This is a genomic window from Kribbella sp. NPDC104740, assembly GCF_055583505.1.
Genome location: NZ_JBVJNV010000012.1, coordinates 84296 through 105450 on the forward strand (window position 1 = coordinate 84296; position 21155 = coordinate 105450).

Annotated in this window: 24 protein-coding genes; 18 read left to right on the top strand and 6 right to left on the bottom strand. The window is 69.9% G+C overall.

Annotated elements, in window-relative coordinates:
• The first annotated feature begins 38 nt into the window (after nt 1-38).
• The 6 genes from rplQ to ACZ6Z4_RS38385 all read left to right on the top strand — a co-directional run bounded on the left by rplQ (nt 39) and on the right by ACZ6Z4_RS38385 (nt 5271).
• Nucleotides 39-746: a 50S ribosomal protein L17, sunset domain variant gene (rplQ, locus tag ACZ6Z4_RS38360; RefSeq protein WP_465577290.1), complete on the top strand. Its 708-nt coding sequence runs from the start codon at nt 39-41 to the stop codon at nt 744-746.
• A gap of 67 nt (nt 747-813) precedes the next feature.
• Nucleotides 814-1626 (top strand): tRNA pseudouridine(38-40) synthase TruA, encoded by an 813-nt coding sequence (truA, locus tag ACZ6Z4_RS38365; RefSeq protein WP_363677053.1) that lies wholly within the window; start codon nt 814-816, stop codon nt 1624-1626.
• Nucleotides 1619-2239, top strand: coding sequence for a class I SAM-dependent methyltransferase (locus ACZ6Z4_RS38370; RefSeq protein ID WP_465577298.1), 621 nt, complete (start codon nt 1619-1621; stop codon nt 2237-2239). The genes truA and ACZ6Z4_RS38370 overlap by 8 nt, the downstream gene beginning before the upstream one ends.
• 4 nt (nt 2240-2243) lie before the next feature.
• Nucleotides 2244-2774 (top strand): SigE family RNA polymerase sigma factor, encoded by a 531-nt coding sequence (locus ACZ6Z4_RS38375; protein WP_465577301.1) that lies wholly within the window; start codon nt 2244-2246, stop codon nt 2772-2774.
• Entirely contained in the window at nt 2767-3540 is a 774-nt protein-coding gene (locus ACZ6Z4_RS38380) for a hypothetical protein (protein ID WP_465577305.1), read from the top strand. The genes ACZ6Z4_RS38375 and ACZ6Z4_RS38380 overlap by 8 nt, the downstream gene beginning before the upstream one ends.
• A gap of 48 nt (nt 3541-3588) precedes the next feature.
• Entirely contained in the window at nt 3589-5271 is a 1683-nt protein-coding gene (locus ACZ6Z4_RS38385) for an ABC-F family ATP-binding cassette domain-containing protein (protein ID WP_465577309.1), read from the top strand.
• Here ACZ6Z4_RS38385 and ACZ6Z4_RS38390 read toward each other — a convergent pair.
• Together ACZ6Z4_RS38390 and ACZ6Z4_RS38395 are read right to left on the bottom strand one after the other, a co-directional pair.
• Entirely contained in the window at nt 5268-6299 is a 1032-nt protein-coding gene (locus tag ACZ6Z4_RS38390) for a glycoside hydrolase family 18 protein (protein WP_465577312.1), read from the bottom strand. The genes ACZ6Z4_RS38385 and ACZ6Z4_RS38390 overlap by 4 nt on opposite strands.
• Complete coding sequence (locus ACZ6Z4_RS38395) at nt 6296-6844, bottom strand: TetR/AcrR family transcriptional regulator (protein ID WP_465577315.1); 549 nt, start codon at nt 6842-6844, stop codon at nt 6296-6298. Before ACZ6Z4_RS38395 ends, ACZ6Z4_RS38390 begins: the two co-directional genes overlap by 4 nt.
• A 115-nt stretch (nt 6845-6959) precedes the next feature.
• On the opposite strand from ACZ6Z4_RS38395, the gene ACZ6Z4_RS38400 reads away from it, so the two are divergent.
• Nucleotides 6960-7415, top strand: a complete 456-nt coding sequence (locus tag ACZ6Z4_RS38400; protein WP_465577318.1) for a nuclear transport factor 2 family protein — start codon at nt 6960-6962, stop codon at nt 7413-7415.
• Between the two features lie 131 nt (nt 7416-7546).
• On the opposite strand, the gene ACZ6Z4_RS38405 is transcribed toward ACZ6Z4_RS38400, so the two are convergent.
• Nucleotides 7547-8833, bottom strand: a complete 1287-nt coding sequence (locus tag ACZ6Z4_RS38405; protein ID WP_363677044.1) for a citrate synthase — start codon at nt 8831-8833, stop codon at nt 7547-7549.
• A 281-nt stretch (nt 8834-9114) separates the two neighbouring features.
• Here ACZ6Z4_RS38405 and rplM point away from each other — a divergent pair, with 281 nt between their 5' ends.
• From rplM to ACZ6Z4_RS38430, 5 genes are read left to right on the top strand one after another with little or no spacing between them, the layout of a single operon-like run.
• Complete coding sequence (rplM, locus tag ACZ6Z4_RS38410) at nt 9115-9558, top strand: 50S ribosomal protein L13 (RefSeq protein WP_363677043.1); 444 nt, start codon at nt 9115-9117, stop codon at nt 9556-9558.
• A 36-nt stretch (nt 9559-9594) separates the two neighbouring features.
• Complete coding sequence (gene rpsI / locus ACZ6Z4_RS38415; protein WP_465577323.1) at nt 9595-10119, top strand: 30S ribosomal protein S9; 525 nt, start codon at nt 9595-9597, stop codon at nt 10117-10119.
• A 7-nt stretch (nt 10120-10126) separates the two neighbouring features.
• On the top strand, nt 10127-11473 hold the full coding sequence (gene glmM, locus ACZ6Z4_RS38420; RefSeq protein ID WP_363677042.1) for a phosphoglucosamine mutase: 1347 nt from the start codon (nt 10127-10129) through the stop codon (nt 11471-11473).
• 5 nt (nt 11474-11478) lie between these two features.
• The gene (locus tag ACZ6Z4_RS38425) at nt 11479-11922 is read left to right on the top strand and encodes a glutaredoxin domain-containing protein (RefSeq protein ID WP_465577326.1); all 444 of its coding nucleotides are present in this window, start codon (nt 11479-11481) and stop codon (nt 11920-11922) included.
• Between the two features lie 59 nt (nt 11923-11981).
• Nucleotides 11982-12791: an endonuclease/exonuclease/phosphatase family protein gene (locus tag ACZ6Z4_RS38430; RefSeq protein ID WP_465577329.1), complete on the top strand. Its 810-nt coding sequence runs from the start codon at nt 11982-11984 to the stop codon at nt 12789-12791.
• Here the strand turns inward: ACZ6Z4_RS38430 and ACZ6Z4_RS38435 are convergent.
• Both ACZ6Z4_RS38435 and ACZ6Z4_RS38440 read right to left on the bottom strand, forming a co-directional pair.
• Nucleotides 12788-13162, bottom strand: a complete 375-nt coding sequence (locus ACZ6Z4_RS38435) for an SgcJ/EcaC family oxidoreductase (RefSeq protein ID WP_465577332.1) — start codon at nt 13160-13162, stop codon at nt 12788-12790. The two genes, ACZ6Z4_RS38430 and ACZ6Z4_RS38435, sit on opposite strands and share 4 nt — an antisense overlap.
• Nucleotides 13162-13875, bottom strand: coding sequence for an SDR family NAD(P)-dependent oxidoreductase (locus ACZ6Z4_RS38440; protein WP_465577337.1), 714 nt, complete (start codon nt 13873-13875; stop codon nt 13162-13164). Before ACZ6Z4_RS38440 ends, ACZ6Z4_RS38435 begins: the two co-directional genes overlap by 1 nt.
• A 97-nt stretch (nt 13876-13972) precedes the next feature.
• Between ACZ6Z4_RS38440 and ACZ6Z4_RS38445 the strand changes: the two genes are divergently transcribed.
• Nucleotides 13973-14875 carry a LysR family transcriptional regulator gene (locus ACZ6Z4_RS38445; protein WP_465577342.1) on the top strand — a complete coding sequence of 301 codons (903 nt, stop codon included), beginning with the start codon at nt 13973-13975 and terminating at the stop codon, nt 14873-14875.
• 23 nt (nt 14876-14898) lie between these two features.
• Here ACZ6Z4_RS38445 and ACZ6Z4_RS38450 read toward each other — a convergent pair whose 3' ends face one another.
• Nucleotides 14899-15909, bottom strand: coding sequence for a LacI family DNA-binding transcriptional regulator (locus ACZ6Z4_RS38450; RefSeq protein WP_465577349.1), 1011 nt, complete (start codon nt 15907-15909; stop codon nt 14899-14901).
• A 149-nt stretch (nt 15910-16058) separates the two neighbouring features.
• On the opposite strand from ACZ6Z4_RS38450, the gene ACZ6Z4_RS38455 reads away from it, so the two are divergent.
• From ACZ6Z4_RS38455 to ACZ6Z4_RS38475, 5 genes are read left to right on the top strand one after another with little or no spacing between them, the layout of a single operon-like run.
• Nucleotides 16059-17285 (top strand): ABC transporter substrate-binding protein, encoded by a 1227-nt coding sequence (locus ACZ6Z4_RS38455; RefSeq protein ID WP_465577354.1) that lies wholly within the window; start codon nt 16059-16061, stop codon nt 17283-17285.
• A gap of 5 nt (nt 17286-17290) precedes the next feature.
• Nucleotides 17291-18235, top strand: a complete 945-nt coding sequence (locus ACZ6Z4_RS38460; protein WP_465577357.1) for a carbohydrate ABC transporter permease — start codon at nt 17291-17293, stop codon at nt 18233-18235.
• A 6-nt stretch (nt 18236-18241) separates the two neighbouring features.
• Entirely contained in the window at nt 18242-19057 is an 816-nt protein-coding gene (locus ACZ6Z4_RS38465; RefSeq protein WP_465577361.1) for a carbohydrate ABC transporter permease, read from the top strand.
• 18 nt (nt 19058-19075) lie between these two features.
• Nucleotides 19076-19852 (top strand): ThuA domain-containing protein, encoded by a 777-nt coding sequence (locus tag ACZ6Z4_RS38470; protein ID WP_465577364.1) that lies wholly within the window; start codon nt 19076-19078, stop codon nt 19850-19852.
• On the top strand, nt 19845-20939 hold the full coding sequence (locus tag ACZ6Z4_RS38475; protein WP_465577367.1) for a Gfo/Idh/MocA family protein: 1095 nt from the start codon (nt 19845-19847) through the stop codon (nt 20937-20939). The genes ACZ6Z4_RS38470 and ACZ6Z4_RS38475 overlap by 8 nt, the downstream gene beginning before the upstream one ends.
• Nucleotides 20940-21155 lie beyond the last annotated feature (216 nt).

Below are 21155 nucleotides of genomic sequence, written 5' to 3' on the forward strand. Positions count from 1 at the left end.
AGGTCCGCACCCGGGCCTGAGATTTCTGGAGTTGGACAATGCCTACCCCCACCAAGGGAGCCCGCCTCGGCGGCAGCCCGGCGCACGAGAAGCTGATCCTCAGCAACCTCGCGACCTCGCTGTTCGAGCACGGCGCGATCACCACCACGGCCGCCAAGGCCAAGCGCCTGCAGCCGCTGGCCGAGTCGATGATCACCAAGGCCAAGCGCGGTGACCTGAACTCGCGCCGTCAGGTGATGAAGCGGATCAAGGACAAGAGCGTCGTGCACGTGCTCTTCACCGAGCTCGGTGAGCGCTACGCCGACCGTCCGGGCGGTTACACCCGCATCATCAAGCTCGGCCCCCGCAAGGGCGACAACGCCCCCATGGTGAAGATCGAGCTGGTCGAGGCGCTCGCCGACTCCCCGAAGGCCAAGAAGGCGGCCGCCCCGGCGAAGAAGGCCGCGGCCAAGAAGGCCCCGGCGAAGAAGGCGGCCGCCAAGGCCGACGACGCCGAGGTTCAGGACGAGGTCAAGGACGAGAAGGTCCAGGACGTCGTGGCCGGCAAGTACGACGGTTCGGCCGCTCCGCTGGCCGACGGCTCGGCGCCCGAGGGCTTCGACATCAAGGGCAACGAGAACTCGATGAAGTTCCACACCACCGACTCGCCGTGGTACGACCAGACCGAGGCCGAGGTCTGGTTCGCCACCGAGGAGGCGGCCGCGGCCGCCGGCTTCACCAAGGCCGGCGAGACCGAGGACAAGTAGCACCCGGTACGTCACAGCGCCCCCACGCCCGTCAGGGTGTGGGGGCGCTGTTGCGTTAGATTGCCCTGTGCGTTGGCGGATCGATCTCAGGTACGACGGAACCGGATTCCACGGCTGGGCCCGTCAGGACGGGCTCAGGACCGTCCAGGGAGCCCTGGAGGAGGCGCTGGGTACCGTCCTGCGGCTCCCGGAGCGTCCGTCGGTCACCTGTGCCGGCCGGACCGACACCGGCGTGCACGCGCGCGGCCAGGTCGCGCACGTCGACCTGGAGGTCGAGACCACCGGCCGTGACCTGCTGCGCCGGCTGAACGGCGTACTGCCCGAGGACGTGTCGGTGACGGCTGTCGCCGAGGCCGCCGAGGGGTTCGACGCCCGGTTCGCCGCGCTGGAGCGCCGGTACGTCTACCGGATCTGCGACGACCCGGTCGGCTGGGACCCGCTGCGGCGCCAGGAGGTGCTGCGGGTGATCCGGCCGCTGGACGTCGACCGGATGAACGCGGCCGCGGCCCAGTTGCTCGGCGAGCACGACTTCGCGGCGTTCTGCAAGAAGCGCGAAGGCGCGAGCACGGTCCGGGCGCTGCTGCGCTACGACTGGACCCGTACGGCGCCAGGCCTGCTGGAGGGCACGGTGATCGCCGACGCGTTCTGCCACTCGATGGTCCGCGCACTGGTCGGCTCGCTGATCCCTGTAGGCGACGGGCGGCGTGAGATCGACTGGCCGGCCACAGTGCTCGCCGGCAAGGTCCGCGACTCGGCGGTCGCCGTGCTGCCGGCGCACGGGCTGACGCTGGAGGAAGTGCGCTACCCCGCGGACGAAGACCTGGCCGCGCGGGTCCAGCTGGCCCGCCAGGTCCGTGGGGAGGTGCACCGGCGTGGCTGACCACTTCTTCTCCGAGGACCCGGCCTCGGCCGACGTACGGCGTACTGTCCAGGCCCGGATCTGGGACCGGGACTACGCGTTCACCACCGCGAGCGGCGTCTTCTCCCGCGACCGGCTCGATCCCGGTACGTCGATCCTGCTGCGCGAGGTCCGGCCCGTCGCGGGCCCGCGGACCGTGCTCGACCTGGGTAGCGGCTACGGGCCGATCGCCTGCGCGCTGGCGGTGGAGCTGCCGGAGGCGGTGGTCTGGGCGGTCGACGTGAACAACCGCGCGCTGGAGCTCACCACGCTGAACGCCGCGGCCGCCGGTGTCGCCGAGCGGGTGCGCGCGGTGCAGCCGGACGACGTACCGGACGACGTGGTGTTCGACGAGCTCTGGTCCAACCCGGCCATCCACATCGGCAAACCCGAGCTGCACAAGATGCTGCTGCGCTGGTACGCCCGGCTGAAGCCCGGGGGAGTGGCCTGGATGGTGGTCGGCAAGAACCTCGGCGGCGACTCGCTGCAGCGCTGGCTGACCGAGCAGGGCTACCCCTGCGAGCGGGTCGCCAGCGCGAAGGGTTTTCGCATTCTGAAGGCAACTGCAACGAACGCCGGCGGAGCGCCGTCCTGAGGGCATGGAGGCAGCCTTGGCCGAACCGGTGACCAGTGCGCCCGCGCTCGACTTCGAGACCTTCGTCGGCGAGCGCGCCGACGCGCTGCTCCGGTTCGCCTACGTGCTGACCGGCGACCGGGCGCTGGCCGAGGACGCCGTCCAGGACGCGCTGACGACGGCCTGCGCGCGCTGGAGCCGGGTCAGCCGGGCCGACGACCCCGAGGCCTACGTGAAGCGGATGGTGGTCAACGCGCACATCTCCTGGTGGCGCCGGTTCCGCCGCCGGGAGGCACCGGTCGCCGAGCCCGACCGGTCCTCGGCCGCCCCGGACGGTGCGGCGGACCGGGCGCAGGCCGAGGCGGTCTGGGAGCTGTGCCGGACGCTGCCCGACAAGCAGCGGGTCGCGGTGGTGCTGCGCTTCTACGAGGAGCTGTCGTACGCCGAGATCGGCGCGCTGCTGCACTGCGCCGAGGCGACCGCCCGGTCGCACGTGCACCGGGCGCTCGCCGTACTGAAGAAGACGCTGACCAGGGAAGGAGCCGACGATGCCTGAGTACGACGACCAGGAGCAGGAGCTCGGCCCGGCCGTGGCGGACGCGTTGCAGAACAAGGCGGACGGCTCCTTCAGCGGTCACGGCCGCCGGATGGCGGCGGAGGCGCGGCAGCGGGTGCGGCAGCGCCGGAAGAACCTGCTGGCGTCGGCGGCCGCGGTGGTCGCCGTGGCGGTGGTCGGCGGCGGACTGTGGAGTGTCGGCGGGATGCCGACGGAGACGGCGAGCAACAGCGCGGGCGGTGCCGAGGACCGGGGCAACGCGGAGTACCAGCCGGAGGGCAAGACGACCGGGCAGCCCCCGGCGGACACAGCCACCGGCTGCACGGTGCCGGAGGCGATGGTCCGCGGGGACATGAGCCCGGCAGCGGCCGTCGGGCTCGACCTGGCGACGCCGGTGACGGGTGTCGAGGCCTGCCGGTACCGGCTGTCGCCCGGCCCGCGGGTGGTGCTGGGGTCGCAGCGGTTCGACGGCCTGGTCGCGCAGCAGATCGTCGACGCGATCAAGGTGCTGCCCGAGCGGAACCCGGACCTGCCGGTGTTCAAGTGCACGCCCGAGGCGGCCCGGCCGAAGGAGTCGATCGTGCTGCGGTTCGGCACGGCGCAGGGGATCCGCCAGATCTGGGTCCAGTACGACGGGTGCGCGACCGCCGGATTCCTCAACGGCACCAGGACGTACGGGCTGTTCGCCGCGCCGCTGAAGCTGTTCATGACCGGGTCGGTCCGGCCGTCCGGCGGCATCTACCTGGACCACCTGACCGGCTGGTAGGCGATAACCGTTCGCTGTCCGGGCGGCGGGCGCGTCAGACTGGGGGACATGGGTCATGTGGACGTGTCCGGGATCGGGTTCGAGCTGCCGGACGGGCGGGTGCTGCTGGACGACATCACGTTCCGGGTCGGCGACGGCGCGAAGGTCGCGCTGGTCGGCGCGAACGGGTCCGGCAAGACGACGCTGACCAAGATCATCGCCGGCGACCTGAAACCGCACAGCGGCAGCATCGCGCGCTCCGGCGGGCTCGGCGTGATGCGCCAGTTCGTCGGCTCGGTGCGCGACGAGACGACCGTGCGCGACCTGCTGCTGAGCGTCGCGCCACAGGCCGTCCAGGACGCCGCGGCCACCCTCGACCAGGCCGAGCTGAAGATGATGGAGTCCGACGACGAGAAGACCCAGCTGCGCTACGCCCAGGCCGTCTCGGACTGGGGCGAGGTCGGCGGGTACGACGCGGAGGTGCTCTGGGACGTCTGTACGACGTCCGCCCTCGGCATCCCGTACGACAACTGCCGCTGGCGTGAGGTGAAGACGCTGTCCGGCGGCGAGCAGAAGCGGCTCGTGCTGGAGGCGCTGCTGCGCGGTCCGGACGAAGTACTGATGCTGGACGAGCCGGACAACTACCTCGACGTACCGGGCAAGCGCTGGCTGGAGGAGCAGCTCAACGCGACCACCAAGACCGTGCTGTACATCAGCCACGACCGGGAGCTGCTGGCCAACACCGCCACCCGGATCGTCACCGTCGAGCTCGGTGCCGCCGGCAACACGATCTGGACGCACGGCAGCGGCTTCAAGACCTACCACGAGGCCCGCAAGCACCGGTTCGAGCGGCTGGAGGAGTTGCGCCGCCGGTGGGACGAGGAGCACGCGAAGCTCAAGGCGCTGGTGCTGATGTACAAGACGAAGGCGGCGTACAACGACGGCCTTGCGTCGCGGTACAAGGCGGCGCAGACCCGGCTGGCGAAGTTCGAGGAGGCCGGGCCGCCGCAGGCGATCCCGCGTGAGCAGAAGGTCAGCATGCGGCTCACCGGCGGGCGGACCGGTAAGCGCGCTGTCGTCGCCACCGGGCTGGAGCTGACCGGGCTGATGAAGCCCTTCGAACTCGAGGTCTGGTACGGCGAACGCGTGGCCGTGCTCGGCTCCAACGGCTCCGGCAAGTCGCACTTCCTGCGGCTGCTCGCCAACGGCGGCTCCGACCCGGACATCGAGCACCAGCCGGTCGGCGAGGTGGAGATCCCGCCGGTCGCGCACACCGGCAACGCCAAGCTCGGCGCCCGCGTGCGCCCGGGCTGGTTCGCGCAGACCCACGAGCACCCCGAGCTGGCCGGCCGTACGCTGCTCGAGATCCTGCACCGTGGCGACGAGCACCGCGACGGTATGGGCCGCGAGCTGGCTTCCCGCAAGCTCGACCGCTACGAGCTGGCCCACGCCGCCGAACAGTCCTTCGACAGCCTCTCCGGCGGCCAGCAGGCCCGCTTCCAGATCCTGCTCCTGGAGCTGTCCGGCGCGACCCTGCTCCTGCTCGACGAGCCCACCGACAACCTCGACGTCGAGTCCGCCGAAGCGCTGGAGGAAGGCCTCGACTCCTTCGACGGCACGGTCCTCGCGGTCACCCACGACCGCTGGTTCGCCCGCGACTTCGACCGCTACCTGGTCTTCGGCTCCGACGGCTCGGTCTACGAGTCGACCACACCGGTCTGGGACGAAGGCCGCGTGGAACGCGCCCGCTAGGGCTTCACCCAGCCGGCTCTGTACGCCGTCCAGTGCGCCTCGGTGGCGGTGAAGTCGACGTAGAGGGCCAGACCGAAGTTCTGTTTCGGGTCGGTGCCGAGGCCGAGGCGGGCGCCGCGGACGGCGGCTTCCACGGTCTCGGCGCTGCCGCGGTGGCTGAAGTTGTCCTCCCAGTACGCCGGGAGGCCCATCAGCAGGTCGACCTGGGCGGGGGTGACCTCCAGCGCCAGGCGGGTCTGTTGGGCGACGTAGCCGCCGTACAGGGACTCCAGCGGCATCGCGGTGTCGTACGACATCACCGCGATCTGCTCGACCCGGCGCGCGACCTCGGCGAAGTAGTCCTGGGACCACCACTTGCCCTCGTCGGCGACGGCCAGGGCGATCGAGTTCAGCGACCACAGCGGGTCGATCTGGGCCGCGGCGACCGACAGCGGGACACCGCGTTCGGCGGTCAGGCGGTGCACCTGGTCCAGTACGGCGAGGAACCCGGCCGACCCGGAGTGGACCGGCTCGAAGTCGAAGTGGATGCCGTCGAAGCCCTGGTCGAGCACCGCCGCGGACGACGCGGTCACCCGGTCGCGAACCGCCGGGTCGTCGAGGTCCAGGCCCGGATTCTTGGCCGGCTGGACGATGTCGCCGAGCCACGCCTGCACCCGTACGCCGGGAGCCGCCTGGCCCATCGCGTCGGTGAACCAGCGGGCCGTGGGGGAGACCTTTGTCACCGCGAGACTGCCGTCGTGCTCCAGCGGCCCGGCGTGCACGTACAGGTCACGGACCCCCGTCGTGGAGAGTCGCTCGGCCAGCGCGGTGACGTCGGCGGTGGTCTTGCGGCCGTCCACCCAGGCGTGGCCGAGCCAGACGGCGTCGCGGCCGCGAGTGAGCGCCTGCGGCGCCGGGTCGCCGGTGTAGTGGAGCCGCAGCGACACGGCGTACGCGCTGAGCGGTACAGGGATCGCGGGCAGGACGACCAGCAGCAGGACGGTGATGACCCGGCGCCTGCGTGACCAGCGGTGCCAGCGGCGCCTCACCGGCGTTGCCGCAGCCCGTCGTAGAGGATTGCGAGCATGCGGTCCCGGACCTCCAGGTCCAGCCCGGTCGCCGTCGCGCCACGGGAGGCGCCGACCAGCAGGGCGTACACCTCGGGGAACTGGGCGTCGGCCCGGACGGCACCGCTGTGCTGAGCCTTGACGAGCAGCTCTCCGAAGGCCTGACGCATCTCCTGCCCGGCCTGGCGGGCGTGCTCGCCCGGCGCGCTGCCGGCGGCGACCAGCGCCTCCGCGATCGCCAGCTTGGACCCCGACTCGGCGACCACCTGGTCGAAGAACTCGAAGAACGCCGTACCGGGGTCGCTGCCGCCCGCCAGCTCGGCGGCCGTGTCACGCAGCCGCTGCAGCCGCAGTGTCAGCACCGCCTCCAGCAGCTCCACCTTGGTCGGGAAGTGCCGGAACACGGTCGCGATCCCGACCCCCGCCAGCTTCGCCACGTCGTCCGTCGACGCCGCCGTCGACCGCCCGAACACCTGCTCGGCCGCGGTCAGGATCCGTTCCCGGTTGTCCCGCGCGTCAGCTCGCACCCGCCCACCCTCCTTCGTCCCGCACAGCGTAGAAGACGCCGGCCGAGCCATTTTGGTTGTAACCGAAGTTCGTACTCCATATATTCGGAGTCACCACTTCGCTTAGGAGGTTGTCTTGACCCCGTCCGAGGTCTTCCTGCGCCTGGTCCACGGCGTCGCCGCCGGCGACTTCGCCACCCTGCCCGGCCTGTACGCCGAACAGACCGACGTCCGGCACCCGATGGCGCCCGGCGGCGACCACCCGCTGCTCACTCGCGCCGCGCTCCGCGAGCACTTCGGCGGCACCGGCCCGCGGGTCGCCTCGGCCATCAGGTTCGTCCCCGACAACGTCCGCGTCCACGAGACCGCGGACCCCGAGGTGATCGTCGCCGAGTTCGAGTACGCCGGGACGCGCGCCGCCGACGGCGCGACGTTCCGCGTCCCCTGCATCTTCGTGCTCCGGGTCCGCGACGGGCTGATCGTCGAGTCCCGCGACTACGTCGACCACGTCGCGATGGCCCGCGCCAGCGGGCAGTTCGACGAACTCTTCGCCGCCGCCCGGGAACCGCGCACCCCGGCCGCCGCGTCGTAGCCGGCAGAAGCACAGCACGACCCCGGTCCGTGGCTCCCCTGCCGGACCGGGGTCGTCCCAACTCCGGCCCGGGAACGGCGAAACCCCCACCGGCGCCGCGCCGCTGGGGGTTTCGTTGCTTCAGGCAATGACTAGCGGTCGCCCATCGGGACGTAGTCGATGCCGCGGGCACCGGTGTAGATCTGCTTCGGGCGGGCGATCTTCTGGTCGCTGTCGCCGAGGCTCTCCAGCCACTGGGCCAGCCAGCCCGAGGTACGCGGGATGGCGAACAGCACGGTGAACATCTCCGGCGGGAACTGCAGGGCCTCGTAGATCAGGCCGGAGTAGAAGTCCACGTTCGGGTAGAGCTTGCGGGAGACGAAGTACTCGTCCTCCAGCGCGATCTTCTCCAGCTCGACGGCGATCTTCAGCAGCGGGTTGATCCCGGTGACCTCGAAGACGTCGTCGGCGGCCTTCTTGATGATCTTGGCCCGCGGGTCGTAGTTCTTGTAGACCCGGTGGCCGAAGCCCATCAGCCGCTCTTCGCCGTTCTTGACGCCCTCGATGAACGACGGGACGTTGTCGACGGTGCCGATCCGGCGCAGCATCTTCAGCACCGCCTCGTTGGCGCCGCCGTGCAGCGGGCCGTAGAGGGCGGCGATGCCACCGGTGACGGCGCTGTACGGGTCGACCTGGGTCGAGCCGATCGCGCGCACCGCGTTGGTGGAGGCGTTCTGCTCGTGGTCGGCGTGCAGGATGAACAGGATCTCCAGCGCCCGCACCAGCCGGTCGTCGGCGGCGTACTTGGGCTCGCTCATCTTGAACAGCATCGACAGGAAGTTCGCCGCGTAGCTGAGCTCGTTGTCGGGGTAGACGTACGGCTTGCCCTGCGCGTGCCGGTAGGCGAACGCGCCGAGCGTCGGCATCTTCGCGATCAGCCGGCGGATCTGCAGCGCCCGCGACTCCTCGTCGAAGATCTCCCGGGACTCGGGGTAGAAGGTGGACAGCGCGCCCACCGAGGCCAGCAGCATCCCCATCGGGTGCGCGTCGTACCGGAAGCCCTGCATGAAGGTCTTCAGGTTCTCGTGCACGAACGTGTGATACGTCACGTCGTGCGCCCAGCCCTCGTACTCGGCCTTGTTCGGCAGCTTGCCGTTGACCAGCAGGTAGGCCACCTCGAGGTAGTTCGACTGCTCGGCGAGCTGCTCGATCGGGTAGCCGCGGTACTCCAGGATGCCCTTGTCACCGTCGATGAAGGTGACCGAGGAGCGGGTCGAGGCGGTGTTGACGAAGCCGGGGTCGTAGGTGGCCAGGCCACCGTCTCCGTCGGTAGCGCTGATCTGCTTGAGATCTGCGGCACGGATGGTGCCGTCGGTGATGGCAAGGTCGTAGTCCTTGCCGGTCCGGTTGTCCCGGACGGTGAGCGACTGTTCGGTCACGGTGCCCTCTTCGGAAGCTGGCGTCATCGCCGGAGCCAGTGAGGGTGATCGTCAGCCGGCGGGACGCGGTTCGGACTTCTGTTCTTCACGGCTAAACTAGTGCGGTCGGAGTTCGGTTCCAACCCGGGGTCCCCGGGCCGTTCGCGCTCACTTTGACCCCGACGTGTCCCCGCCGGTATTCTGGGCTGCTGTTGTGCGTTTCAGGTCTGCACCGGTCCTCGGTGATACCGCTCGCCGACGCCCCACTTTTGTCAATCTCTGAGAAACGAAGGTCAACGACCGTGCGCACGTACAGCCCGAAGCCTGCTGACGTCACTCGCGAGTGGCACGTGATCGACGCCACCGACGTCACGCTCGGTCGGCTCGCCGTCCAGATCGCAACTCTTCTGCGAGGCAAGCACAAGCCGACCTTCGCCCCGCACGTTGACGGAGGCGACTTCGTCGTCGTCGTCAACGCCTCCAAGGTCGCCCTGTCCGGCAGCAAGCGGACCGACAAGCTGGCCTACCGCCACTCGGGTCACCCGGGTGGTCTGACGGCGACGCCGATCGGTGAGATCCTCGACAAGGACCCCCGTAAGGCCGTCGAGAAGGCTGTCTGGGGGATGCTGCCGAAGAACCGTCTCAGCCGGAAGCTGCTCACCAAGCTGAAGGTGTACGCCGGTCCGGAGCACCCGCACACGGCCCAGCAGCCGAAGCCTTTCGAGATCACCCAGATCGCCCAGTAGAGCGATCGACGAGCCAGGTAAACGAGGATTTCCAGCGTGAGCGACGTCACCACCACCGAGACCGCCGAGTTCGACCCCGAGGTCCCCATCGACAACGAGGGCCCGGTCGCGTACACCTCCGAGACGAACCCGAGCCCGGAGCAGCGCGCCGAGTCCGGCCGCGTCGCGGTGATCAACCCGGCCGGTGCGACCGGTCGCCGTAAGGAGGCCGTGGCGCGCGTTCGCCTGGTCCCCGGCACCGGCAACTGGACGGTCAACGGCAAGCCGCTGGACGTCTACTTCCCGAACAAGGTGCACCAGCAGCACGTGAACGAGCCGTTCGTCGTCGCGGGCCTGGAGGGCTCCTACGACGTGATCGCCCGGATCAACGGCGGTGGCATCACCGGCCAGGCCGGCGCCCTGCAGCTGGGTGTCGCGCGCTGCCTGAACGCCGCCGACGAGGAGGCGAACCGCCCGGGTCTGAAGAAGGCCGGTCTGCTCACCCGCGACGCGCGGATCAAGGAGCGCAAGAAGGCCGGTCTCAAGAAGGCCCGTAAGGCTCCGCAGTACAGCAAGCGCTGATCACCTGATGGCGCGTTTGTTCGGCACGGACGGCGTCCGTGGCCTGGCGAACGTGGACCTGACCGCGGAGCTGGCGCTCGACCTCTCGGTCGCCGCCGCTCACGTACTCGGCGAGGCCGGTGCCTTCGAAGGGCACCGGCCACGCGCCGTTGTGGGCCGGGATCCGCGTGCCAGTGGTGAGTTCCTGGAAGCCGCCGTCGTGGCCGGTCTGGCCAGCGCCGGCGTCGACGTCTTCAAGCTCGGCGTGCTGCCGACCCCCGCGGTCGCGTACCTGACCGGTTCGACCGGTGCCGATCTGGGTGTGATGTTGTCGGCCAGCCACAACCCGATGCCGGACAACGGCATCAAGTTCCTGGCCCGCGGCGGGATCAAGCTCGACGACCCGATCGAGGACGCCATCGAGGCCCGGATGGGCGAGGAGTGGCAGCGCCCGACCGGTAAGGCCGTCGGGCGGGTGCACGACGACGGGCAGGGGTTCGAGACCTACGTCGCGCACCTGGTCCGGTCCGCGCCGAACCGCTTCGACGGTGTCAAGGTCGTGATCGACTGCGCCAACGGTGCCGCGTCCCTGACGGCACCGGAGGCGCTGCGCCGGCTCGGCGCCGAGGTGATCACGTACGCCGCCAGCCCGGACGGCCTGAACATCAACCTCGAGTGCGGCTCCACCCACATGGAGGGGCTGCGCCGCGAGGTGATCGGGCACGGCGCCGATCTCGGCATCGCGCTCGACGGCGACGCCGACCGCTGCCTGGCCATCGACGGCACCGGTGAGCTGGTCGACGGCGACCAGATCCTCGCCGTGCTGGCGCTCGCGATGCGCGACAGCGGCCGGCTGTCCAACGACACCGTCGTGGCGACTGTGATGAGCAACCTCGGTTTCGTCCAGGCGATGGTCCGGGAGCAGATCGCGGTCGAGCAGACCAAGGTCGGCGACCGGTACGTGCTGGAGGCGATGAAGGCCGGCGGCCACAAACTCGGCGGTGAGCAGTCCGGGCACGTGATCCTGTCCGACCACGCCACCACCGGCGACGGCACGCTGACCGCGATCAACCTGCTGGCCCGGGTCGCCGCGACCGGCAAGTCGCTGCGCGAGCTGGCCGCCGTGATGACGCGGCTGCCGCAGGTCCTGGTCAACGTCCCGAACGTGGACAAGACCCGCGCGGGTACCGACACGACCGTCCAGACCGCGGTCACCGCGGCCACCGAGCGCCTCGGCGACACCGGCCGGGTCCTGCTCCGCCCGTCGGGCACCGAGCCGCTGGTCCGGGTGATGGTCGAGGCCGAGTCCTCCGACACCGCCCACGACGTCGCCCACTCGCTGGCCGACGTCGTCGCGGGAGCCCTGAAGCTCTGAGTACGGTGAAACGCCCCGGCCTGCTCCGCACCTGGAGTCTGGCCGGGGCGTTTCTCTTCGTGGGCCTTGCAACGTCGGCAAGCCAGTTCCTGGCCGGCCGCTGGGTGCTGGCCTGCTTCGAGCTGATCGCCTTCGCGGCGGTCGGTTTCGTGCTGTCTCCGCTGGCGTTCCCGCGCTCGACGCCGGCCGCCGAGGCCGAGCGCCTGGCCGCCGCCGACGGCCGCCCGATCATCTACTGGCGCCCGGGCTGCTCCTTCTGCCTGCGCCTGCGCCGCAAGCTCGGCCGCCGCGGCGGCGATGCCCACTGGGTGAACATCTGGGCCGACCCGGCGGCCGCCGCGAACGTCCGCGCTCTCACCGGTGGCGACGAAACCGTCCCCACCGTTGTCGTAGGCAACGACCACCGGGTGAACCCGGACCCGCGCTGGGTCCGCGACCTGCTCGGCTGAGGTTTCGGCGAGGAGCGAATACCCGGGCCGGTGGCCCGGGCGGCTGATGTGATCTGTCCATGCGTAGATTCCGCCGTCTGCTCGTCGCCGTCGCCGCCCTGCTCGTGGTGACGCCGGCCGTCGCCGTCGCCCAGCCCCGCGCGGTCGTCACCGTGCCGGTGCTCACGTACAACATCCATCACGGGCAGGGCGTCGACGGCGCCCTGAACCTCGAGCGCATCGCCACGGTGATCAGCCGGTCCGGTGCCGCGGTGGTCGGCCTGCAGGAGGTCGACGTGCACTGGAGCGAGCGCAGCGACTGGGTCGACCAGGCTGCCTGGCTCGCGAACCGGCTCGGCATGGAGTACCGCTTCGCCGCCAACCTCGACCTCGACCCGCTCACCCCCGGCGACCCGCGCCGCCAGTACGGCACCGCGATCCTGTCGCGCTACCCGATCAAGGACTTCAGCAACACCCTGCTGCCCGTGTACGCCGGCAGTGAGCAGCGCGGCTTGGCCGTCGCCACCCTCGACGTCAACGGCCAGGACGTGCGCTTCGCGAACACGCACCTGTCCAAGCTCACCTCCGCCGAGCGGGTCGAGCAGGCCCAGAAGATCACCCAGCTCCTGGCCGGCCCGACCACTCCCACGCTGCTCACCGGCGACCTCAACGCCGTACCGACGTCCCCGGAGATCAAGGCGCTGACCGCCACCTGGAAGGACACCTGGCCCGAGGTCGGCTTCGGCCTGGGCCTCACCAACCCGGCGATCTTCCCGATCTCCCGGATCGACTACGTCCTGCACTCGGCGGCCTTCAAGGCCAAGTCCGCGCGAACCCCGATCACCCACGCCGCCGACCACCTCCCGGTCGCCGCGACGTTCGAGCTCTAGACGTTCGAGCTTTCGGGAAGCTGAGAGACCTGGTAGTGCGCGATCTGCCAGGTGTCCTCGACCTTCCGGACGAGCAGGCTGAGGTTGAGCGTCCTCGTCGGCCGGTCGGTGAACGCGAAGTCCACCGTCAGGTAGCCGAGGACCAGGTCGTCGGCGAGCTGCCGGGTCTCCAGTACGGCGTACTCCGCGGTCATGCCGAGTGGCTGGGCGGCGTAGTACGTCGCGACGCCTTCCGGGCCGACCGAGTACGGGTGCAGGCCCTGGAAGATCGCGTCGCCGGTGAAGTACGACGCGACCAGCTCCGGGTCGTGGGCGTTGACCGCGGCGCGCCAGCGGTCGGCGACCGCGGTCAGGGTGTCGGTGGCGGACATCAGTGGCCGGCGCTCTGGCCGCCGTCGACGTGCAGGACCTCGCCGGTGACGAAGGCCGCGTTCTCCAGGTAGGTGACCGCGTCCACCACGTCGGCGATCGCGCCGATCCGGCCGACCGGGTGCAGGGTGGCCAGCGTCGCGTGCGTCTCGGCCGGGTGCATCGGCGTCTCGATGATGCCGAGGGCAACGGTGTTGACGCGGATGTCGCGGGCGGCGTACTCGACGGCCAGCGACTTGGTGACGGCGTTCAGGCCGCCCTTGGTGAGCGAGGCGAGCGCCGACGGGACGGCGGTGTTGGCGTGGTCGACCAGGCTGGTCGAGACGTTCACGACGTGCCCGCCGCCGGTGGCCAGCATCGCCTTGACGGCCTGCTGCGAGATCTCGAAGAAGCCGCGCAGGTTGACCCCGGTGACCAGGTCGAAGTCCTCGTCGGAGTAGTCGGTGAACGGCTTGGCGACGAAGACGCCGGCGTTGTTGATCAGCGTGTCGACCCGGCCGAACTCGGCCAGCGCGGCCTCGATCACCCGGGTCCCGGTGCCGGGCTCGGCGATGTCCCCGGGCACGGTGAGCACCATCGGGTCGCCGGAGCGCTCGATCGAGCGGGAGTTCGCGACCACGGCGTACCCGAGCTTGCGGTACGCCGTGACCAGGCCTTCGCCGATGCCCTGGGACGCTCCGGTGACGACGGCGACTTTCTGCGTGTTGTTGTCCATGTCCCGAGGGTTGCGCGCCGGCGGTGGTTTCCGAACGACCGAGATCCTCCCTGCTGGGAGGCCGCGGCTCCGAGGCCCGGCGCCGTACGATCGTCGGGTGGAGCTGCGTCAGTTGCGGTACTTCGTCGCGGTCGCCGAGGAGCTGAACTTCGGGCGGGCGGCCGCCCGGTTGCTGATCGCCGGGCCGTCGCTGTCCCAGCAGATCAAGGCGCTGGAGCGCGATCTCGGGGTGCAGCTGTTCGAGCGCGACCGGCGGTCGGTGACGCTGACCGCGTCCGGGCAGGCGTTGCTGCCGAAGACGCGGGAGCTGTTGGAGCAGGCGGACGCGTTACGGCGTACGGCGGCGGGGCTGGAAGGGGCCGACTGTGTCCGGCTCGGGTACGTGAGCTGGCACCCGAAGGATCTGGTCGCGCGGACGACCGGGGTCGCGCATCTCGTCGTGGACCCGTGGGTGATGCCGTCGCACACGCAGGCGAGCCGGGTCGCGGACGGGAGCATCGACCTGGCGATCTGCTGGGTGCGGACGCCGGACCTGGAGGAGCAGGGCCTCGTGGCGCGGTTGGCCGGGGTGGACCGGCTGCACGCGGTGAGCGTCGGGGCCGCGGGACCAGTGCGGGCCGAGGACGTGGTGGTGCTGGTCGACGCGGACAGCGCCGCCTGGTCGTCGTGGAACGTGTACGCCGAGGAGTTCGCGGCGGCGACCGGCGCGCGGGTGGAGCGGATCGAGGACGAGGGGATCACCGGGCCGGCGTTCTTCGAGCACGTCCGGCGGCTGCGGCGGCCGGTGATCAGCTCGCCGAAGCGGACCGGGATCCCGTTGCCGCCCGATCTCGTTCGCCGGCAGGTCGAGCGGCCGGCGCCGTACTGGACGTGGGCGCTGGTGTCGCGCGCGGACGAGACGAGAGCGGCGGTGCTGGGGACGATCGAGGCGCTGACCGAAGGGGTGGAACTGCCGGAGGACAAGGAGGCTTGGCTCCCGGAGACTGATCCGTTCCGCTGATGCGATCGGGCGGAAGACTTGGGCTAGGGGACGGGACCGACTGACTCACCTGGGACGAGCTTGGCGGGAACGAGCTGGGGAGGCAGGGGATCGGCGCCTTCCAGGTGGCGAATCAAGGACTGCGTGCCAAGTCGCCCGAGCTCCGGGCCAGGCGTTCGCATGATCGTCAGCTCCGGGTTACTCATCGCCGCGGTGTCCGGCACCATCAGCAGCGGCAGCACCGACAGGTCGCCGGGAACGTCACGCCCGAGACGCTGCAGCCCGGCGGTCACCCCGAGCGCGGCGAACTCGTTCATCACCAGCACGGCCGTCGTCTCCGGGTGCTCGCGCAGGATCTGACCCGCTGCCTCGTGCCCGGCGCGCGTCGAGTCGCTGCACTCGATCACCACGATCTCCAGCCCGTGCTCGGCCGCGATCCGCCGGTAGGCGTCGCCGATCCGCACCCACGGGCCGTACTCGTGGAAGCGCGGGTCGTCCAGGTCGCCGGACAGCAGCACGAGCCGCCGGTGCCCGAGGCCGTGGAGATACGACACCGCGTCCGCGACCGTCGTGTCGAAGTCGATGTCGACGTGGGTCAGCCCTTCGAGCTCGGTCGTCCGGCCGATCATCGCGAACGGCGTACCGGTCTCGCGCAGTACGCCGACCCGCGCGTCGTCGAGCTGGACCTCCATCAGCACCACGCCGTCGACCAGCCCCTGCCCGAGCAGCTCGCGCAGCTCGACGCCGTCGTTGCCGACCGGCCAGAGCACCAAGTGGTAGTCGTCCTCGCGGGCGGCCTCGGCGGCGCTGGTGAAGAACTCCGCGGTCGAAGTCCCGAACCGGTGCTCGAGCGCGGGATACGCCATCGCGATGATGTGCGTCCGCCGGCTCGCCAGCGCCCGCGCGACGACGTTGCGCCGGTAGCCGAGATCGGCCATCGCCTGCTCGATCCGGGCCCGGGTCGCGGCGCCGACCGGTTTGGTGTCGTTGAGCAGGAACGACACCGTCGCGATCGAGACCCCCGCGCGGTCCGCGACCTCCTGCATCGTCGCCATACGTCCCCCTCGAACCCTTGACAGCAGTGTGACCCAAGGAACATAGTCCTAGCCAATTCAGTTAAGCGCTTTACCGCAGCGTCGGCAAGTGCGGCGCCGGTCACTGGTCAAGCGCTTCGATCGTCGATTCCCCGAAGGAGTCCGATGCCATGATCAGCAAGCGGATCACCGCCCTGGTGGCGGGTGCGACCGCGCTGCCACTCCTGCTGGCCGCGTGCGGCGACAACGGCGAGAGCCCGTCCGCCTCGGGTGCGTCCGTCAGCAGCCTCACCGTGCTCGACTACTACAACAACGACCCGGACAAGGCCCTGGTGCAGAAGGGCCTGGACGGCTGCGCGACGAAGCTCGGGATCAGCATCCAGCGGGAGACGGTGCCTGGTGACACCTTGATCCAGAAGGTGCTGCAGCAGGCGTCGTCCAAGACGCTGCCCGACGTCCTGATGCTCGACAACCCCGACGTCCAGCAGATCGCCGCCACGGGGGCGCTCGCTCCGCTGAACGACCTGGGTGTCACTTCCGAGGGCTTCGCGCAGGGCATCGTCGACGCCGGCTCGTACGACGGCAAGCTCTACGGCCTCGCGCCGGTGGTGAACACGATCGCGCTGTTCTACAACACGCAGATGCTCACCGAGGCCGGCGTGCAGCCGCCGAAGACGTGGGACGAGCTGCGGGCCGCGGCGAAGAAGCTGACCAAGCCGGGCCGGTACGGGATCGCGTTCAACGCGAACGCGACGTACGAGGGTGCTTGGCAGTTCCTGCCGGCGATGTGGACCAACGGCGGTGACGAGACCGATCTGACCAGCCCGCAGGTCGCCGAAGCCCTGCAGCTGTGGACGGATCTCGTCCAGTCCGGCTCGGCGTCGAAGAGCGTCGTGAACTGGACGCAGGGCGACGCCAAGGACCAGTTCGCCGCGGGCAAGGCCGCGATGATGGTGAACGGGCCGTGGCAGATCCCGTCGTTGCAGACCACGCCGAACGTGAAGTGGGACGTCGTGCAGTTCCCGGTGAACAAGGCCGGGCAGACGCCGGTCGCGCCGCTCGGCGGTGAGGCCTGGACCGTGCCGCTGAACAAGGACCAGGCCAAGCAGCAGAAGGCCGCGGACTTCGTGAAGTGCCTGACCTCGGACGAGAACGAGCTGACCTGGGCCAAGGCCCGGTTCACGGTGCCGACCCGGACCGCGCTGCTCGACACCTACGTCAAGGACGTGCCGTCGATGGCCGCGTTCACCGAGCAGGTCAAGAACGCCCGGTCCCGGACCGGCAAGCTCGGGGAGAAGTGGCCGGACGCCGCCAAGGTGATCTACCAGGCCGTCCAGCTCGCCCTGACCGGCAAGGCCTCTCCCCAGGACGCCTTCAAGCAGGCCTCCGGCGGCTGATCGCGATGGCGGACGGAACGCTCACCGGCACGTCCGTACGACGGCTGCCGCGCGCCAGGGGGCGCGGCCGCCGGGGCGAGGAGCTGACCAAGATCCTGTTCGTGCTGCCGGCCGCGGTCGCGATGATCGCGCTGTTCGGCTACCCGGTGGTGAAGAACCTGCTGATGAGCCTGCAGGACTACACCCTGCGGACCTTCTTCACCGGCGAGGCACCGTTCGTCGGGCTGGCCAACTACTCGGCGATGGTGAAGCACCAGCTGTTCTCGCAGGCGATGGTGAACACGGCCCTGTTCACGGTCGGGTCGATCGCGTTCCAGTTCGTGATCGGGCTGGGACTGGCGCTGTTCTTCCGGCGCCGGTTCCCGCTCGGCGGGGTGCTGCGGTCGATGCTGCTGCTGCCCTGGCTGCTGCCGCTGATCGTGTCCAGCGCGACCTGGCGCTCGATCCTCGAGCAGGACAACGGGATCCTCAACCGGACGCTGCTCGGTACCGGACTGATCGACGACCCGGTGCCGTGGCTGAACTCGCCGTCGGTGGCGCTGATCGCGGTGATCGGCGTGAACATCTGGATCGGCATCCCGTTCAACGTGACGCTGCTGTACTCCGGGCTGACCGAGATCCCCGACGAGCTCTACGAGGCCGGGCAGCTGGACGGCGCGACCGGGTGGCGGGCGTTCGTCCACATCACCTGGCCGAACCTGCGGGCGGTGGCCAGCGTGGTGCTGATGCTCGGCGTCGTCTACACGATCAAGGTGCTGGACATCATCCTCGGCCTGACCGGCGGTGGTCCGGCCAACGCGACGCAGACGCTGGCCACGCAGTCGTACGAGCGGTCGTTCGTCGACTTCAAGTTCGGTGAGGGCGCGGCGCTGAGCAACCTGCTGATCGCCCTGTCGTTCCTGTTCGCGGTCTTCTACCTGCGCGGCACCCGCCGCGCTGTGGACGAGTGAGGCTCCATGACCGACTCAACCGTCCGGCGCGCGGTCTTCAGCGTGCTCGGCGTCCTGATCCTCGTGGTGATGCTGTTCCCGGTGTACTGGATGGTGAACGCGTCGCTGCAGCCGTCCGGCAACACCCTGACCGCGGGCCTCCTGCCGCTCGACCCGAGCTTCGCCGGCTACCGGCGGGCGCTCAGTGAGCAGGGCGGGCACCTGGTCACCAGCCTGATCATCGCCGGCGGCACCGTCGTCCTGAGTCTGGCGATCGCGACGCCGTGCGCGTACGCGCTGTCGCAGTTCCGCTCCCGCTGGGTGTCGATCGGGCTGCTGGCGATCCTGATCTCGCAGATGATCCCGGGCATCGTGATCGCCAACGCGCTCTACCAGGCGTACGAGAAGCTCGGGCTGCTGAACTCGATCCCGGGGCTGATCGTGGCCAACTGCAGCAGCGGGATCCCGTTCGCGATCCTGATCCTGCGCTCGTTCATGCTCTCGCTGCCGCCGTCGCTGGTGGAGGCCGCGCGGGTGGACGGCGCCGGGCTGGTCCGTGCCTTCGTCGCGATCGTGCTGCCGATCTCGAAGAACTCCCTGATCACCGCGGGTCTGTTCAGCTTCCTGTTCTCCTGGAGCGACTTCCTGTTCGCGCTGACGCTGACCACCAAGAACGGCGTCCGTCCGGTGACGCTCGGGATCTACCAGTACCTCGGTACCCAGGTGCAGAACTGGAACGCGGTGATGGCCACCGCGGTGCTGTCGGCGATCCCGGCCGTCGTGCTGCTGGTCGCCGCGCAGAAGTACATCGCCGCCGGCGCCGTCGGCGGAGCGGTCAAATAACCCTTAAGGACAAGACGTATGAGCTTGAAAGTACTGGTCTGGGGCGAGAACCGGCACGAGCAGGTCGAGCCGCACGTCGCCGAGCTCTACCCCGACGGCATGCACGGCGCGATCGCCGCCGGGATCGCCGAGAACCTCGGCGACCAGGCGGTCGTCACCACCACGACCCTCGACGAGCCCGAGCACGGTCTCACCGAGGAGGTGCTGGCCAACACCGACGTCCTGGTCTGGTGGGGTCACGCCGCGCACGGCGAGGTCGAGGACAAGGTCGTCGACCGCGTTCATCAGCAGGTGCTGTCCGGAATGGGTCTGGTCGTGCTGCACTCCGGCCACTGGTCGAAGATCTTCGGCAAGCTGATGGGGACGTCGTGCACGTTGCGCTGGCGCAGCGAGCGGGACCGCGAGCTGGTCTGGACGGTCGCGCCGACGCACCCGATCGCGCAGGGCGTCCCGCACCCGATCGAGATCGAGCAGCAGGAGATGTACGGCGAGTACTTCGACATCCCGGTGCCCGACGAGCTGATCTTTGTGTCCTCGTTCTCCGGCGGCGAGGTGTTCCGCTCGGGCTGCACCTGGCGGCGTGGGCACGGCAAGATCTTCTACTTCTCGCCGGGCGACCAGGACTTCCCGGTCTACCACCACAAGGACGTCCGGAAAGTGATCGCCAACGGAGTCGCTTGGGCGCGGACCGACCGGACCGAGCGCGCCGTACCGACGTTGCTGCGCTACGAGACCGGCGAGTTCTTCACCGGGCATGGCTACCAGGGCGCGATCGAGGAGCCTGCCGATGCCTGACCCGTTGCGGCTCGTGCAGGTCGGGGCCGGTGGGATGGGCCGGGCCTGGTTGCGCACGATCGCCGCGAACGACGACGTCGTACTCGTCGGCCTGGTCGATCTGGACCTGGACACAGCCCGTACGGCGGCCGCCGAGCACGGCTACGCCGACGTACCGGTGGCCAGGTCCCTCGAAGACCTGGCCGTCGAGGCCGATGCGGTGATCGACGTGACAGTCCCGGCCGCGCACCCGACAGTGAGCATCGACGCGCTGCTGCGCGGGCTCCCGGTGCTCTGCGAGAAGCCGCTGGCCGAGACGGTCCGCGAGTGCCTGCCGATGGTCGCCGCGGCCGAGGTGAGCGGCAAGCTGCTGATGGTCTCGCAGTCCCGCCGCTACTTCCGGGCCGGTACGGCGTTCCGCCGGCAGCTCGCCGAGCTCGGTCCGGTCGGGTCGCTGGCCTGCGAGTTCGCCAAGGCGCCGCACTTCAGCGGGTTCCGCGAGCGGATGGCCGAGCCGCTGCTGGTCGACATGGCGATCCACCAGTTCGACCTGGCCCGGACACTGATCGGTTCCGAGCCGGTGTCGGTCTACTGCGACTCGTACAACCCGGACTGGAGCTGGTTCGACGGGAACGCAGCGGCGAACGCGATCTTCACCTTCGCGAACGGCGCTCGCTTCTCGTTCACCGGCAGCTGGTGTGCACCGGGGTTGGAGACCTCGTGGAACGGCCGGTGGCGCGCGAGCGCCGAAGGCGGAACCGCGACCTGGGACGGCGACAACGCGCCGGTCGCGGAGCGGGCCGGCGGCGAGTCGATCCCGGCTGACCTCCGGGAGGATCCGGAGGAGATCGCCGGCTCGCTGGCCGAGTTCGTCGCGGCGGTCCGGTCGGGGACGACCCCGCAGTCGGAGGTGCACTCGAACCTGATCAGCGTCGCGATGGTCGAGGCCGCGGTGCGTTCGGCCGCGCTGAAGGCGCCGGTCCGGATCGCCGACGTGGTGGGCGACGCGTTCACCGAAGCGCTCGACACGGTTCAGCGGCCGGAGCTGCTGGCTGCCCTCAAGAGCTGGGAGGATGACTTGCCGTTTCCCCTTGACCCATCTGCGTGACGTGGGTAACTTTCGCGTGCGGGGGAGACGCATGTAATTCACTTACCTGAGGGGTCGGTCATGTCCTCGTTGCGCCGCTCTGTCACTGCCAGTCTCGCTGCCGGGGGGGGGGGGGGGGGGGGGGCGGGGGGGAGGGGGGGGGGGAAGAACAACCACACAAAAAAGCCGAGGAACACGACCACACATGGAGAAACAATTAGTGAGGGGGGGAGGGCG